Origin of the sequence: Pseudomonas sp. TH49 (assembly GCF_016650625.1) — a bacterium.
Lineage (GTDB): Bacteria > Pseudomonadota > Gammaproteobacteria > Pseudomonadales > Pseudomonadaceae > Aquipseudomonas > Aquipseudomonas fluorescens_H.
The window spans coordinates 781,212-796,088 of the sequence record NZ_JAEKFL010000002.1; the positions used below are offsets into that span (position 1 = coordinate 781,212).

Genomic DNA, 14,877 nt, shown 5'->3' on the forward strand with positions numbered 1-14,877 from the left:
TTTTGACCGTTTCGTGTGGATCCTGTGTGCGCGGAATCGGTACAGCAACAAACAGCTACGCTGAACGCAGTGAACGTAAAAAAATATTATCGGGGCATGCCGCCGTGCATCGCTCTTTGGGGGACTGATGGATCTTTGGACCGCCTTGCAGGCGCTGATTCTTGGAGTTGTAGAGGGGCTGACGGAGTTTTTGCCCATTTCCAGTACCGGACACCAGATCATTGTTGCCGACTTGCTCGACTTCGGCGGCGAACGGGCCATGGCGTTCAACATCATTATTCAGCTCGGCGCGATCCTCGCGGTGGTCTGGGAGTTTCGCCGCAAGATTCTCGATGTGGTGATCGGCTTGCCGACCCAGCCGAGTGCTCGGCGTTTCACCGCCAACCTGCTGATCGCGTTTCTGCCGGCGGTGGTGTTGGGGGTGATTTTTGCCGATTTGATTCACCAATACCTGTTCAACCCGATCACGGTTGCGACTGCGCTGGTGGTGGGTGGCGTGATCATGTTGTGGGCCGAACGCAGGCAGCATGAAGTGCACGCCGAAACCGTGGACGAGATCACCTGGAAGGACGCGCTGAAAGTCGGTTTCGCGCAATGTCTGGCGATGATTCCCGGCACTTCGCGTTCCGGCTCGACGATCATCGGTGGCCTGCTGTTTGGCCTGTCGCGCAAGACCGCGACCGAGTTCTCGTTCTTCCTGGCCATGCCGACCATGGTCGGTGCGGCGGTGTACTCCGGTTACAAGTATCGCCACCTGTTTGTGCCGGCGGATTTCCCGGTGTTTGCCATCGGCTTCATCACTGCGTTCATCTTCGCCATGATTGCCGTACGCGGTCTGCTCAAGTTCATCGCCAGCCACAGTTACGCAGCGTTTGCCTGGTACCGGATCGTTTTCGGTCTGGTGATTCTGGCGACCTGGCAGTTCGGTTGGGTCGACTGGTCGGCGGCCAAGGCATGAGTGATTCTCGCGCCCGTCGCCCCGAAGGACGTCCATCCGGTGGTGGGATTCAGAACCTCAAGTTGAAACTGATCGTTCTCCTGATCGTTTGCGCACTACCGCTGTTCGGTTCGGTGTCGATGTGGCTGCGCGGAATCTCGCTGGTGCCGCTGGCCGCCTATGGGATCGTCAGCGTGCTGGCGTTCTTTCTGTATTGGGCTGACAAGCGCAAGGCTCGTGCCGACGCCTGGCGAACGCCGGAGAACGTACTGCACGCGGTGGAGCTGGCGGGTGGCTGGCCGGGTGCGCTGATTGCTCAGCAGGTGTTTCGGCACAAGACGCGCAAGGTTTCGTATCAGATTCTGTTCTGGGTGATCGTGGTGTTGCATCAGGTGTTCTGGATCGACCAGTTGTTTCTGGGTTCGAACCTGCTTTCATTGTTCTGAAGCAACACAAGAAACCCTGTGGGAGCGGGCTTGCTCGCGAATGCGGTGTGTCAGACAGCATATTCGTCTATTGGCACACCGCATTCGCGAGCAAGCCCGCTCCCACCCAAGTCAAAAGCTAAAGCAACAATCCGATTTGGGTTTTCTTCGGCAACTTGCTCACCACCAACTGATGCGAACGCTGCAGCAAGCCCTGCAGTTCCTCGGCACCCAGCGGGTAGGGTGGGTGCATGATGATCCACTGCGCCCGCGCCAGATAAGGCGCCGGATGAATGCCCGGGCGGTCGCAATGGCCGAGAAACAGATCCTTGTCGACCTTGAACGCCAATGAGTCTCCACGCAGCCCTTGCAGGGCGAACATCTTGTTGCCGGCGATCGAAAACACCCGCACGCCGCCCCATTTGTAATCTTCCCGCGCGCCCGGCAAGGCCAGGCAGAAGGCGGCGACGTCCGCTTCGTTCATCTTTCCCTGTTTCATAACAAACGCTCCCCGCACGCATTGAACGAATCGACCAGGTGATCGATCCACGCCCGCACCGCCGGCATCACGCCACGCCGATGCGGATACACCGCCTGCAACCAGCCGCCGGGCAACGACCACTCGGGCAACAGTTGCACCAGCGCGCCGCTCTCGAGGTCGGCTTCGCAATACATCATTGGCAGCAGGGTGAAGCCTTGGCCGGCGAGCACACAGGCCTTGCGCACGATGAAGTCGTCGATGCCCAGTCGCGCCTCCATGTTCAGCTCGACGCTGTTGCCTTGCTGGTCGAGCAAGCGCACATGGACCATGCGATCGGCTTCCAGCGCGCCGAGCACCGGCAAGTGCTTCAGGTCCAGCGGGTGGGCGATGGTTTTGCCCTCGACAAAAGCCGGGCTGGCCACCACGACCATTTGCGCCTGACGCAGACGCCGGGTCACCAGCAACGGATCTTCATCACCGAGTTCGCGCACACGCAACGCAACGTCGAAACCTTCGGCGACCAGATCCACACGGCGATTGAGCAGCACCACTTCCAGTTGCACTTGAGGGAATTTGCCGAGAAATTCGCTGATCACCCACGGCAACATTTCCCGCGCCAGACCGGTAGGGCAGGACACGCGCAAGCGGCCGCGTGGCTCGCTGGACATGCTGGCGACCGCTTCGTCGGCCATTTCCGCTTCCAGCAGCATTGCCTGACAGTGGCGCAAGTAGCGCTCACCGACAGCGGTAAGGTTCAACTGGCGGGTGGTGCGTTGCAACAGGCGGGCGCCGAGGCGCTCTTCGAGTTCGGCGATACGCCGCGACAACCGCGACTTGGGAATGCCCAGCAGACGCCCGGCCGCCGCGAAGCCGCCAGCCTCGACTACCTTGGCGAAATAGTAGAGATCGTTGAGATCCTGCATGAAAAGTCCACCGTTCTATCAGTGGGACGAACTATCGCATTGTCAGCGGCTAATCAGCTATTGGTTTCTTCCGTAGGATTGTCTCCATTCCGTCGCCGTCGGCGATTCTTTCCAGGAGATCCCACATGAAACTGCTGCACATCGATTCGAGCATTCTGGGCGACAACTCGGCTTCCCGTCAGTTGAGCAGCCAAGTCGTCAAAGCCTGGCAAGCCGCCGAGCCAACCGCCGTGGTGACCTACCGCGACCTGGCCGCAGACGCCATCAGTCACTTCTCGTCGACCACCTTGGTTGCCGCTGGCACTACCGCTGAACTGCGCGACGCCGCGCAACAGCACGAAGCCGAGCTGAGCGCTTCGACTCTGGCCGAATTCATCGCCGCCGACGCCATCGTCATCGCTGCGCCGATGTACAACTTCACCGTGCCGACCCAACTCAAGGCCTGGATCGACCGCGTTGCCGTTGCCGGCCAGACTTTCCGTTACACCGAAGCCGGCCCGGAAGGCCTGTGCGGTGGCAAGAAAGTAATCATCGTCTCCACCTCCGGCGGCATCCATGCCGGTCAGGCCAGCGGTATCGCTCACGAAGAGTATCTGAAACTGGTCCTGGGCTTCCTCGGCATCACCGACATCGAAATCGTCCGCGCCGAAGGCCTGGCTTACGGTGATGAAGTGCGCAACAACGCGATGAGCGCCGCTCAGGCGAAGATCAGCGAGCAACTGTTCGCCGCTGCGTAAGCATTACGTAAAGACCAGCTGCCGTTCAGGTAGCCCCTCAAAAAACTCTGTATTCTGGTTCTGCAAGGGCCAGATGCGGAGTTTTTTGTTTCTGACTGTTGCATAATCTGGCCCGGGTTATGCAGTCAAACGATCAACGTCTGAGTGCAACGCCGCGCCGGATTACCGAACCACAGGGTTGCGGGCGTGTCGGAACACAAAGGATCTTTCGATTGAGTAACACAGGGTGGGCCATCCCATGATGCGTCTTTGTGCAGCGTTACTGATTTGCCTGCTCGGCAGCCTCGGTTCAGTGCATGCCGCGCCCGGGCGACACCCTGTCTGGAGCGTCGGTTATCACGAGATGACGTTCCTCGATCCGCTGGATCTGCAACCGATGCGTGCCATCGCCTTCTATCCCTCCAGCGACCGCGAACACACCAGCCTGCTTGAGGGCTACACCGTCGAGGCCGGCGCCGACACCAAGGTTGCCATCGGCCGCTTTCCGATGCTGATGCTGTCCCACGGCAACACCGGCACGCCCATTGCGCTGCATGACCTCGCCACCTCGCTGGCGCGCAAGGGGTTTGTGGTGGTCGCGGTAATTCATCCCGGCGACAACTCCAAAGACCACAGCCGCCTCGGCACCCTGAGCAATCTGTACGGGCGGCCGATCCAGATTTCCGAAGCGATCACCGCGACGCTCGGCGACCCGATGCTCTCGCCGTTCGTCAACGCCGATCAGGTCGGGGTGATTGGCTACTCGGCCGGTGGCGAGACTGCGTTGATCCTTTCTGGTGCGCAGCCGGATCTGGACCGCTTGCGCCGTTACTGCCAGGAGCGCCCGGACGACCGCGATGCCTGCAACACTCAGGGCGAACTGATCGTCGACCGTGACGATTTGCAGCCAGTGGCCGACCCCCGGGTGCATGCCTTGCTCCTGATGGCGCCGCTGAGCCTGAAGTTCGGCCGTCACACCCTCGCGGATGTGCATGTGCCAGTGCTGCTTTATAGCGGTGATGGCGACAAATTGGTGGCCTTCGATAAAAACGCCGCTGCACTGGCGCGCAAACTGCCAACCGCACCGGACTTCAAATTACTGGCCGGGGCAGGGCACTTCGTGTTCATGGCGCCGTGCAATGAAGAGCAGATTCGTGCGATGCCGGCGCTGTGCACCGATGCTGACGGCGTGGATCGCGAAGACATCCACCGCAACCTGATCTCCGAAGCCGGGCAGTTCTTCTCGCGGACGCTGGGCAAGCCGAGCCGGGCGGGGATGCAGACCGCGGATCAATAAAAGACGCAATTCCCCTGTGGGAGCGGGCTTGCTCGCGAAGGCGGTGGGCCAGTCAATCTAGATAGCGACTGATCCACCGCATTCGCGAGCAAGCCCGCTCCCACAGTGATTTGTACGAAGGTTCAGTTCATCGCCCGGCGTTTGAGCAGCAGGGTCAATCCCAGCCCGATCACCGACAACAGCGCCGCACTGAAAAATATCCACGCATAGCCCAGATTCAACGCCACCGCGCCCATCAACGGCCCGGCAATCGCCAGCGCCAGGTCAAAGAACACCGCATAGGCACCCAACCCCGAGCCACGGCTGGAACTGGGCACCTGCTTGATCGCCTCGACCCCCAGCGCCGGATACACCAGCGACAAACCAAACCCGGCGAGTCCCGCGCCGATCAAGGCAAACGCGGTAGACGGCGCCAGCCACAGCAGCACCAGCCCAACGGTTTCGATGCTCATGCAGGCAATGGCCGAATTGAAGCCGCCAAAACGGCTGATCGCCGAAATAAACAGCAGCCGCGACACGATGAAGCACACGCCGAAGACCGTCAGGCAATACGCGGCGCCGCTCCAGCCACGGTTGAGGTAATAAAGAGTAATGAAGGTGGTCAGTGTGCCGTAACCGATGGACGCCAGGCTCAAGCTGGCCCCATACGGTGCAATCCGCCCGAAGACTGCCCAAAAAGGCAGCCGTTCGCCGCGCACCACTGGCACCGAAGGTTTATTGCGGATCAATACCAAAGCGCCCGCAGCCAATACCGAAAGGGCGATGCCCAGGCTGGCAAAGCCGTAGTTGGCGACCATGACCACGCCCAGTGGCGCGCCAATCGCAATCGCGCCGTAGGAGGCAATGCCGTTCCAGCCGATTGATCTTGCCGTATGTTCGACCCCGACCTGGCCCATGCACCAACTGATGGTGCCGACCCCGATCAAGCCCTGTGCCACGCCGAGCAGCAGGCGCCCGACGATCAGAATCATCAGGCTCGGCAACGGAAAATCCTGCAACAGCGTCGAAATCAGCGTCAGCAGCCCGCTGAGGACAATCCCGCACAAGCCATAGACAATCGCCCGTTTGGTGCCCAGCGTATCCGACATACGCCCGGCCATCGGCCGACTGAGCAGGGTGGCTAGATACTGCGAGCCGATCACCAGCCCGGCAACGATCGCGCTGAACCCCAGTTGTTCATGCACATAACCGGGCAACACCGCGATTGGCAGGCCGATGCACAGGAAGGCGACAAAGGTGTAGAAAACGATGGAGACGATCTGCAGGGTGATCGTCAGGGAGCTTTGCGGAGGCTGTTGCTGCGCAGACATGTGAACTCGTTCGCGGGCGGCGGTGGGAGAGTCGGCATCATGGCGTGGCGTTGAAATAAAAGGAAGCAGGCTAACTATTTTTCCTGGTCCGGGAGTGAGGCGTTGCTGACGGCCTCATCGCGAGCAGGCTCACTCCTACAGTTGAAATGCGTCCCCCGTGTAGGAGTGAGCCTGCTCGCGATGGTGTCGGTACCCGCATGAATACTGGCGCTGGAATGCAAAAAGCCCCGTCACATGGACAGGGCCTTAGCTTGAAGCTAGCTGGTCAACACTCGAAGCTGCTCTTAGAACACCACACCCTGACTACGCAGGTAGTCGTCGTAAGTGCCGCTGAAGTCGGTCACGCCATTCGGGCTCAACTCGATGATGCGCGTGGCCAGGGACGATACGAACTCACGGTCGTGGCTGACGAAAATCAGCGTGCCCGGGTAGTTTTCCAGCGCCAGGTTCAGCGCCTCGATCGATTCCATGTCCAGGTGGTTGGTCGGTTCGTCCATGATCAGCACGTTCGGCTTTTGCAGGATCAGCTTGCCGAACAGCATGCGACCTTGCTCACCACCGGAAATCACTTTGACCGACTTGAGGATCTCATCGTTGGAGAACAGCATGCGGCCCAAGGTACCGCGAATCATCTGCTCGCCCTGCGTCCACTGGCCCATCCAGTCGAACAGCGTGACGTCGTCTTCAAAGTCGTGCGCGTGGTCCTGAGCGTAGTAGCCCAGTTCCGCGGCGTCGGTCCACTTGACGCTACCGGCATCCGGGGTCAGTTCGTTGACCAGGGTGCGCAGCAGGGTGGTCTTGCCGATGCCGTTCGGGCCGATGATCGCTACGCGCTCGCCCGCTTCAACCTGGAAGCTGAAGTCTTTGAACAGTGGCTTGCCGTCGAAACCTTTGGCCATCTTTTCGACCATGACGGCCTGACGGTGCAGCTTTTTGTTTTGCTCGAAACGGATGAACGGGCTCACGCGGCTGGAAGGCTTGACCTCGGCCAGCTGGATCTTGTCGATCGCCTTGGCGCGGGAAGTGGCCTGTTTGGCTTTCGAGGCGTTGGCCGAGAAGCGGCTGACGAACGATTGCAGCTCGGAAATCTGCGCTTTCTTCTTGGCGTTGTCCGACAGCAGTTGCTCGCGGGACTGGGTCGCCACGGTCATGTACTCGTCGTAGTTGCCCGGGAACAGGCGCAATTCGCCGTAATCCAGGTCAGCCATGTGGGTGCACACGCTGTTCAGGAAGTGACGGTCGTGAGAGATGATGATCATCAGGCTGTTACGCTGAGTCAGAACGTTTTCCAGCCAGCGAATGGTGTTGATGTCCAGGTGGTTGGTCGGTTCGTCGAGCAACAGCACTTCCGGATCGGAGAACAGCGCCTGAGCCAGCAATACGCGCAGTTTCCAGCCTGGCGAGACTTCGCTCATCGGGCCGAAATGCTGCTCCAGCGGAATACCCAGACCCAGCAACAGTTCACCCGCGCGGGATTCGGCGGTGTAGCCATCCATCTCGGCGAACTCGGTTTCCAGCTCGGCCACGGCCATGCCGTCTTCTTCCGACATTTCTGCCAGCGAGTAGATGCGGTCGCGCTCGGCCTTGACCTTCCACAGCTCTTCGTGACCCATGATCACGGTGTCGATCACGGTGAATTCTTCGTAGGCGAACTGGTCCTGGCGCAATTTACCCAGGCGCACGTTCGGCTCGAGCATGACCTGACCGCCGGACGGGTCGAGGTCGCCACCGAGGATTTTCATGAAGGTCGACTTGCCGCAACCGTTGGCGCCGATCAGACCGTAGCGGTTACCCGCGCCGAATTTGACCGAAACGTTTTCGAAGAGCGGCTTGGCGCCGAACTGCATCGTGATATTTGCTGTGGAGATCAATTACTTTACCTATCAATGGGTTGCGAGCCGCACATTTGGCGCTTGGGCCATTCCTGGGGCATTTTGGAGCTTTTCCATCTCGCCCCAGTCACCGCTGGAATTCAGCCAGCGGGCATAGGTCGAGAGCAGCATTTGGACGCTGTGTCCAAGCTGTTGGGCAATAAAGGCGGGATTCATGCCAGACATTATGCATATTGTCGCATAAGTATGACGGCAGTTGTACGGCGGCCGATAACGAACCTTCAGCCTTTCCAGTGCCGGCCCCCATTGTTTGTGCAGGTCTGAGGTCTGCTTGACGTGCTGGCTCATCTTGGAAGGGGGGAACACGTAGGGGAAATCCTTGATCGCCCCGGTGCCAGCCTTCCGGCGCTCCGCGTACTGCTCAGCAAACGCCAGAGCGTGCAGTGCACGATCGTTGAGCAGCACATACCGATTCTTCTTCGTCTTGGTGCGCTCCTTGATCACGCCCTGGGCGATCGCGCGACAGACGTGAGCCTGGCGCTTCACCCTGTCCACGGCATCCCAGCGGAGGGCGATGATCTCCTGCGGCCGCATGCCGGTGAAGAAAGCGAACTCGAAGAAGGCCGCGTAAATCGAACTGGGCCAATGCTCTGTGCTGTAAAGCTCCGCGATTATCTTGTTGGCCTCTTCCAGCGTGAACGGATCAGGCTCACCCTTCTTGCGCTTCGGCGCGTCCAATAGCTCGGCCGGGTTCTTCCCGATGAGCTCTTCTCGCACAGCATCATCCAGAATGGTGCTCAGTCGGACGATGGCGTTACGTTTCACGCCTGGCGACGACCACTCAATCTCCCCTACGATTTTCCGCAGCAGCATCGTGCTGATTGCCGTCAAGCGAGTGAGTGCCAGGTAGGGCATCCAGTACAGGTTCAGCGCGCTTTTGTAGTTGAGGTGCGTGCCTTCCTCAATTTCCCTTCCGCTCAGCCACGCCTGCGCATACTCCCCGAACAAAACCTCCTTGCCCCCGGACAATGCCGACCCGGGGAACAGTTCTGCGTATTTCGCTTCGTCGAGCAGGCCATGCTTGATCAGGCCGACTACTTGATCTCTAAGACTGGTGGCAGCCTTGATGCCCGCTTTCGTGGTTGGAAGCGTGAGTGTTTCGGATCGACGCTTACCGTCCCAACTAAAACGGATCCGGATGGTGTCGCCCCTGATTTCCAACCCGGCGGGCAAACCCAAAGGCTTTCGAGCCATTCGTCGTATCTCCTGATGCTGTACATGATGTTGTGTCCGAACTTGTTCCACACCCCTTCAGGGATCTGGTTTCTACTGCGTCGGGTCTGCAAGGCTTTCATGGTTGTTCCGAGGCGTTCTGCCATTTGCTTTTCGGTGATTTTGTCGGGGTCTGGTGCTTGTAGAACTTGCAGCTCTCCAGGCATAGCGGCGTCCTCTGCCCGGGGCGGGCGTTGTTGCTCCATGCCGCACGTGGCGGCAGAAGGTGGTGATGGGTTATGCGCCGACCTTGGCCAGCAGTGCGTCGGCGACTGCCATCGTGGCCTGTGCGTCGTCGACGTAGGCCGGATCAAACCCGCCTGCGAGGTGAATGGTTGCCTGGCAGGCGCGGAGGTTCTCGCGGGTGAGTTTCAGCGCCGCCACCAGCTCTTCGTGAAGTCCGCGCTCCTCGCGGCCGATATCCCAGAAGCGCTGGCCCCAGTGCCCGGCCGGTGGCGCGTTGTTGTTCTGCGCGCCGAACGCCAGTGCACCGACTACAGAGTCCAGCAGGTCGCGCTTGTAGGTGTTGTCGCCGTCGATGCTCAGGCCGCGCCGGCGTAGGGTGGAAACCACCTCGTTCAGGTCGAGCCCTTTGTCCTGCAGAACAATGTCGAGTTCTGGTTTTTCGGGGGTGTGGATGGTCAGGCAGAGCTTTGCGCCTTCAGGAAGGCTGGCGCTGATCTTTTCCAGCGCATCGCTCGCTGTTTCGTGGAAGCGGTTAAGTGCGGACATACGAATTCCTCGCCCGCCGTATACCGGCAGGCTGTTGAGTTGGGGGAGGGGTTACTGCTGGATGAATTCGGCGGGGACGCTCACCGCAGCGCCGCGCTTGGCGAATACCACGGCGCGGAACACAGCAATGGTTCGGGTTTCTCCGGGCTGGCGGTTGAACGGTTCGTTCGTCATGTCAGCCAGCCAAGGGTGCCGGTGGCCAACATCGACCCAGACGCCGTACTTCGTGATCAGTTGCTCGGCGTCGGGCAGGATGAAGAGTTGCAGTTGCCCAGTGCCAGGCTGCTGATCACCCTCTATCGCGTTGATTGCCCAGTCCAGCGCCGGGCCGGCCAGTTCCTCGGTTCGGACGCTGACCATGCGGTTCATTGCGTGAGCTCTCCGACTTTCAAGCGCTCTTCAAAAAAGCTGAGCCTGCGCTTCATTCCACGGACAACCCTTTCCTCAAGGTTCACCGATCCAAGCAAAATGGCCAGTGACTCGGCCTTTGCCCTAACCCATGCTGCATGGGCCTCTAACTCTGAGTTGAAATAGCCCAATGCCTTGCGATGCTTTCCTACATTGCACTGAGCCCGATATCTCCCGGAGGCTTTGTGAAAGCTCGCGCCAACGAGGCTCGAGCCTTTTTCGTCACACTTCGTCCAGAATACGTTCACGCTTTTAGGTACGAAGCAGCAGGTGCTCGGTGAGTAATGAGAGCCATCGCCAAGGATGTCTTTGTCCAGCTCATTGCCATGCCATGGCATCGCTTCCATCCAGGCTCTGAACTTCGAAAAGTGCCTCCACTCATCACAAACAGTGGTGTTTCTGTAGGTTGGATTTTTGGGTTTGAATTTATCGCTGTAACACCGCATCAGCATGTGCGACCAGCGCCGGTAGTAAGGGCAATCGAACTCGGTGATGTATTTTTTGATTCCGTTATCCAAGTACGGCCTGTTCGCCTGAATTTGGTAATCGACATCGTTTATGCCCCACCCACAAACCAATTTGTTCATCGCCATGGGCCTCGATAGATCAGGTAGGCCATGTAGAGCGGGGCGAAGATCATGACGTCACCTGGCGGCGCGCCCATTGCACGTAGGGGCCGTCGTCCGTGTCGAAAATTCCGAGCAGGAACCAGCCATCGCCGGACGGCGTTTCAGGCTGCCAACCCAGGCAATGACACGCATCGTCATCCCAGTAGGGATGAACTCCCAGATCGGAATCCATATGCCAGCCGATGACCTTCAGGCCTTGCGCATCGAGCCACGCTTTCCATGCTTCAGCGTCTTCGTCGAAGTCCGGAATGTTCGGGTGATACCAGTACCCGTCTTCATCGCGCACGACTTCGACGGGGCCAATCAACTTTTCTTCAGACATGACTTCGTCCTTGCCGCTATAGCGGCTGACTTTGAAGGGGGAGGGAATGGCATTTCGCCTTGATGGCGAAAACCGGTAAGAAGGTCTAAAACAATACTCTCAGCCCACAACCCTATGTAGGAGGAGCCGTGTCACACCAGATGGATGTACCGCTTGCCCATCACTACCGTGGCAAAGACGTTTTCGTGAAGTTCGACTGGAAGAAGCCGAACGATGAAGCGCCTACGGCTGCACATGTGATCGCGCTGGGCGAGGTTGAAGGGCTCGGCAAAGTCGCGGTAGAACTAGATGGCCCTTGGGATGATTACCAGCAGGCTATCGCTGATGCGGTCAAAGCGGCCGAGGATTGGATCGATCGACAAATGCCGTGAGGGCCTGCTATTGGTCGTGTCGACTTTTGAACTTGGATATTTGATGGCAAACTGACTCCATTGGGATATCGGCCCGTAGTTCCGAGCCAGCCCATCTCGGCCATGAAAAATGACTGCATCTGATGATTTACGTTTTAAAGCCCATCACCGATTGCTCGATCTCGATGCAACCACCAATCACCTGATGATGTTGGTGGTTGCAAGCGAGGTCACCGGCAGTCGCTGGGATGAAGCAGTAGCGCGTCATAGGCAGGCCTTTGATGCCTGGGCCGCAGTCCTTACTGGCGTTCAAGTAGATCCGCTTCCCCCTCTTGATGGTCGACCTGCCGAAAGTGGAGCCCTATTATCCGAGTGACCGACGGATGTCGCAGTAACTCCCATTGGAAGGATGTCACGTCGCTGCTTTCGGCGTGTAGGTCAGCGTGCCGTCGAGGATCGCCTCCTTGATGGCTTCGAACTCCCTGGCGTAGTACTGCGATTCGACGTAGACGCGCATTTCGCCGTAGTCGTGCTGCTTGCGCCGGATGAACGCTTCAGCGGCATCTCGGGTGAAGTGACTGTTCACGATCTCCCAGCGCTTGTTCCAGCCGGTGACGGTGTGGTCATCGCACTCGGCGAGATATTCCCACTGGTCGTCCTCGTCCAGATCTATAAAGCTGCATTCCCGATCAGCCATCAGAGCCTGGTCGATTTCTGCACGCTCCTCGTCGTCGAGATCGTACCAGTATTCTTTCGGGCTGAACCAGTGCTGATCCTCCAGACAGACAACTCGGCCTTCCGCGTAGTCGATCTCGTAGCCGTAATCGATTCGCTTGGTCTGCACAGTGAAAATGGCGGCCGCAGTGTGGTGCCATTTAACGCCGGCGCCTTTGCAGTGATAACGGAGGCGTTCGACGAAGTCGTTCCAGGTCGATGCATCAAGCGCGGCGCCAGTCGCCAATGTCGGCAGCGGCTCGGCCGGTTTGTTTTCTGTGGGCATGGGGCGTCCTATGCCGGGGCATGCCCGGGTGGTGGAGGGTGGGGAGTCAGAAATTTATGTCGAGCTCGGGAGCGTCGTGTGCGGAGGTGATGTCAGCGTGCAGCTCGCTTCCCAAGGGTATCAGGTATGATTCAGCTCATTTGACTTTGGAGCAGGTAGATGGATGTTTATAAAAGTTTGATACCCGTAATAGGACCCGTATTAGCCGCGATGATCGCTGGTACAATTGCCTTCATAGTTGCAGTGCTTACTAAAGAAAATAAAACTTCCGAGTTTAGGCAGGCGTGGATCGAAGCTCTTCGGAATGATGTCGCCGAGCTAATAGGGCATCTGCATGCCATTATTGACTTTGCTGAAGACTCTGATGATACGAAGAATATTATTCTTGAAAAACATAATGAGTTTATAAAGATGGAAATATCTGCTGCTAGAATTAAGCTAAGGCTTAACCCTGCTGAGCACCAAGATATTATCAAAACGCTGAATAGTCTTCACGATAAAGGTGATGATACATTAAAAGATATGGTAGCGAATCTTGATAAGTTGTTAGGCCAGATTCAATTTTTACTTAAGGGTGAGTGGGTAAGAGTAAAGCAAGGGGAGCCATCATTTAGATGGCTAAAGAGAATATCTCTTGGTTTGGTTTTATTAGCGATAACCATTGGGATTGCTTTGGTTTTGTACAAAACCTCAGCGCAATAGGTGAGGGCAGGTCATGCGGCCTGCTCTTGCTGCTCAACAGGCTTCGGTGGCCACTCGGAAAAACCAACCTTCGGCACCTTGGTTTTTGGATTGAGGATTGGCTTTCCCTTGGCGTCGGTCAGCACCGCCTTTGCTCGAATCTTCAAATCACGACAGCGTAAAGTCTTTCGAGCCAGCTCCATGAACTGCTCTGCGTACTGCGGCGCGTCGAATAATGGTGAAAGCTGACGCACCGTAGCCCCCCCCCATGATCTTCTCTGCACGCTTGCGAACCATTTCAAGCCACTCAGGCTCGGGTATTGGCTCGACGCCGCCTGGAGCCTTGAGGTTCTTACGGGTGCCGCTCGTTTTCTTGCGCGCCTCGGCGGTGGCGACATCAATGGTCATTCCAAACACAGCGAAAGTGCTCATAAGCATTCTCCAGGCATACGCCTGCCTCGCCGGCTGGCGTGATTCGTAGAAGTGGGGTATTTGTGTTCGGCCCGGCATGGAGCCGGATGGAGAAGGTCAATGCAGAACTTCACTGATCCAGATCTCGATAGTGCTCTGATTACAACCATTCATCACGAATGCTTTTTAATGAAAAGCAGCTTCGATGAATTCGTTGAGCTCGCAGAAAAACAAATTAGAAATAAGCTAAACGCTGTGGAGCAGGTACGGCTCTTCAGTAGCTACAGCTCTTTTCTTCATCATCTCTACGAGTTCTACGTTGCTTGCTTCATGCGAGAGCAAGGCAGTGATGCAGGCTTCTCAGGTCGCCCTGGGGCGCAGAAAAAAGACGACTTGTTCCAAGTTGAAACCAGTCGTGTGTTCCTAGGAATTCTCCACCGAATAAAGGCTGGGCAAGGTTACGGATGGGAAAACAGTTCCGACTATTACGACATTCAGATACCCGCTGACTTCGGCAGAAAATTTCGGCAAGTTCGGAACAGTACGGCTCATGCAATTACCGAAAGAAGCTCAGGGGAAGTGGACCTTTCAGAGTTTTACGAGAACTACCACAAGTACGTCATTGAGCTTTATCGAAGCGCTAACGGGTACTGGGGTCGTTTTGAAATCGACAAGCTGGATATGAAGGCAATAGGGGCTTTTTCGGTGATCACTGGTTCGCTCAAGTGATCCGATCAGGCCCGATAACTTCGTCATCAGGCTCTGGCGGATCGTCAGCGAGCGACCTCATGCCGGCGGCCTGAATAATGCGCGACACCTTTTCAGTAACAACAAAAGGTGTCGTGACACACTTGAGCATCTGAGCCTGCGTTTCGAAGTCGGCCGCGATCAAGTTGCGCAGCAGGTTCTGATACACCTCCTGCTGGTTGTTGAAGCCGTGGGCGGCCATGACCCGCTTGAGGTCAGGCTTGAACACACCGGCGACCTCAACCGTAAACTTTTCGACGCCCAATGCAGCATCCTTCGCTGCTGCCTTCTCGCGCTTCTTGCGCTGCTTGATGGCTTCCGCTGTCAGCTGCGGCTCGACCGGCGCAAGTTCCTGTTCTTCGGCCATGGCCTACCTCTTCAATTCCGCTGGCCGGCAAGTCCAG

The 14,877-nt window shown here is 57.7% G+C and carries 20 protein-coding genes; 8 read left to right on the top strand and 12 right to left on the bottom strand.

What is annotated here, in order from left to right; all coding sequences use genetic code 11:
• Window positions 1-127: 127 nt before the first annotated feature.
• Both JFU48_RS20890 and JFU48_RS20895 read left to right on the top strand, forming a co-directional pair.
• Window positions 128-958: an undecaprenyl-diphosphate phosphatase gene (locus JFU48_RS20890; RefSeq protein ID WP_103485119.1), complete on the top strand. Its 831-nt coding sequence runs from the start codon at window positions 128-130 to the stop codon at window positions 956-958.
• On the top strand, window positions 955-1,383 hold the full coding sequence (locus tag JFU48_RS20895) for a DUF1294 domain-containing protein (RefSeq protein ID WP_103485118.1): 429 nt from the start codon (window positions 955-957) through the stop codon (window positions 1,381-1,383). Before JFU48_RS20890 ends, JFU48_RS20895 begins: the two co-directional genes overlap by 4 nt.
• Before the next feature lie 118 nt (window positions 1,384-1,501).
• Here the strand turns inward: JFU48_RS20895 and JFU48_RS20900 are convergent, their stop codons facing one another.
• Window positions 1,502-1,861 carry an MmcQ/YjbR family DNA-binding protein gene (locus tag JFU48_RS20900; RefSeq protein ID WP_003225351.1) on the bottom strand — a complete coding sequence of 120 codons (360 nt, stop codon included), beginning with the start codon at window positions 1,859-1,861 and terminating at the stop codon, window positions 1,502-1,504.
• Window positions 1,858-2,766 (bottom strand): LysR substrate-binding domain-containing protein, encoded by a 909-nt coding sequence (locus tag JFU48_RS20905; protein ID WP_103485116.1) that lies wholly within the window; start codon window positions 2,764-2,766, stop codon window positions 1,858-1,860. The genes JFU48_RS20900 and JFU48_RS20905 overlap by 4 nt, the downstream gene beginning before the upstream one ends.
• 125 nt (window positions 2,767-2,891) lie before the next feature.
• Between JFU48_RS20905 and JFU48_RS20910 the strand changes: the two genes are divergently transcribed.
• Window positions 2,892-3,503 (top strand): FMN-dependent NADH-azoreductase, encoded by a 612-nt coding sequence (locus tag JFU48_RS20910; protein ID WP_003225349.1) that lies wholly within the window; start codon window positions 2,892-2,894, stop codon window positions 3,501-3,503.
• A gap of 238 nt (window positions 3,504-3,741) precedes the next feature.
• Window positions 3,742-4,779 (top strand): alpha/beta hydrolase family protein, encoded by a 1,038-nt coding sequence (locus tag JFU48_RS20915; RefSeq protein ID WP_003225347.1) that lies wholly within the window; start codon window positions 3,742-3,744, stop codon window positions 4,777-4,779.
• A gap of 122 nt (window positions 4,780-4,901) precedes the next feature.
• On the opposite strand, the gene JFU48_RS20920 is transcribed toward JFU48_RS20915, so the two are convergent.
• The 7 genes from JFU48_RS20920 to JFU48_RS20950 form a co-directional block, all read right to left on the bottom strand.
• Complete coding sequence (locus JFU48_RS20920) at window positions 4,902-6,089, bottom strand: MFS transporter (RefSeq protein ID WP_201137503.1); 1,188 nt, start codon at window positions 6,087-6,089, stop codon at window positions 4,902-4,904.
• A gap of 284 nt (window positions 6,090-6,373) precedes the next feature.
• Window positions 6,374-7,960, bottom strand: a complete 1,587-nt coding sequence (locus tag JFU48_RS20925; protein ID WP_080593251.1) for an ABC-F family ATPase — start codon at window positions 7,958-7,960, stop codon at window positions 6,374-6,376.
• A gap of 12 nt (window positions 7,961-7,972) precedes the next feature.
• Entirely contained in the window at window positions 7,973-9,175 is a 1,203-nt protein-coding gene (locus JFU48_RS20930; protein WP_201137504.1) for a tyrosine-type recombinase/integrase, read from the bottom strand.
• A gap of 255 nt (window positions 9,176-9,430) precedes the next feature.
• Window positions 9,431-9,925, bottom strand: coding sequence for a hypothetical protein (locus JFU48_RS20935; protein ID WP_201137505.1), 495 nt, complete (start codon window positions 9,923-9,925; stop codon window positions 9,431-9,433).
• A 51-nt stretch (window positions 9,926-9,976) separates the two neighbouring features.
• Entirely contained in the window at window positions 9,977-10,294 is a 318-nt protein-coding gene (locus tag JFU48_RS20940) for a hypothetical protein (RefSeq protein WP_201137506.1), read from the bottom strand.
• The gene (locus JFU48_RS20945) at window positions 10,291-10,926 is read right to left on the bottom strand and encodes a hypothetical protein (RefSeq protein WP_201137507.1); all 636 of its coding nucleotides are present in this window, start codon (window positions 10,924-10,926) and stop codon (window positions 10,291-10,293) included. The genes JFU48_RS20940 and JFU48_RS20945 overlap by 4 nt, the downstream gene beginning before the upstream one ends.
• A gap of 43 nt (window positions 10,927-10,969) precedes the next feature.
• On the bottom strand, window positions 10,970-11,284 hold the full coding sequence (locus tag JFU48_RS20950; RefSeq protein WP_201137508.1) for a hypothetical protein: 315 nt from the start codon (window positions 11,282-11,284) through the stop codon (window positions 10,970-10,972).
• 128 nt (window positions 11,285-11,412) lie between these two features.
• Here JFU48_RS20950 and JFU48_RS20955 point away from each other — a divergent pair, with 128 nt between their 5' ends.
• Both JFU48_RS20955 and JFU48_RS20960 read left to right on the top strand, forming a co-directional pair.
• A complete protein-coding gene (locus tag JFU48_RS20955) occupies window positions 11,413-11,655 on the top strand; it encodes a hypothetical protein (RefSeq protein ID WP_201137509.1) in 243 nt (80 codons plus the stop codon).
• A gap of 109 nt (window positions 11,656-11,764) precedes the next feature.
• Complete coding sequence (locus JFU48_RS20960; protein WP_201137510.1) at window positions 11,765-12,010, top strand: hypothetical protein; 246 nt, start codon at window positions 11,765-11,767, stop codon at window positions 12,008-12,010.
• Between the two features lie 36 nt (window positions 12,011-12,046).
• On the opposite strand, the gene JFU48_RS20965 is transcribed toward JFU48_RS20960, so the two are convergent.
• Entirely contained in the window at window positions 12,047-12,634 is a 588-nt protein-coding gene (locus tag JFU48_RS20965) for a hypothetical protein (protein WP_201137511.1), read from the bottom strand.
• Window positions 12,635-12,793: 159 nt separating this feature from the next.
• Here JFU48_RS20965 and JFU48_RS20970 point away from each other — a divergent pair, with 159 nt between their 5' ends.
• Complete coding sequence (locus tag JFU48_RS20970; RefSeq protein WP_201137512.1) at window positions 12,794-13,336, top strand: hypothetical protein; 543 nt, start codon at window positions 12,794-12,796, stop codon at window positions 13,334-13,336.
• A gap of 147 nt (window positions 13,337-13,483) precedes the next feature.
• Here the strand turns inward: JFU48_RS20970 and JFU48_RS20975 are convergent, their stop codons facing one another.
• Complete coding sequence (locus tag JFU48_RS20975) at window positions 13,484-13,747, bottom strand: hypothetical protein (RefSeq protein WP_242486692.1); 264 nt, start codon at window positions 13,745-13,747, stop codon at window positions 13,484-13,486.
• Between the two features lie 99 nt (window positions 13,748-13,846).
• Here JFU48_RS20975 and JFU48_RS20980 point away from each other — a divergent pair, with 99 nt between their 5' ends.
• Complete coding sequence (locus JFU48_RS20980) at window positions 13,847-14,455, top strand: hypothetical protein (RefSeq protein ID WP_201137513.1); 609 nt, start codon at window positions 13,847-13,849, stop codon at window positions 14,453-14,455.
• Here the strand turns inward: JFU48_RS20980 and JFU48_RS20985 are convergent.
• A complete protein-coding gene (locus JFU48_RS20985; protein ID WP_201137514.1) occupies window positions 14,448-14,840 on the bottom strand; it encodes a hypothetical protein in 393 nt (130 codons plus the stop codon). The two genes, JFU48_RS20980 and JFU48_RS20985, sit on opposite strands and share 8 nt — an antisense overlap.
• Window positions 14,841-14,877: the final 37 nt, after the last annotated feature.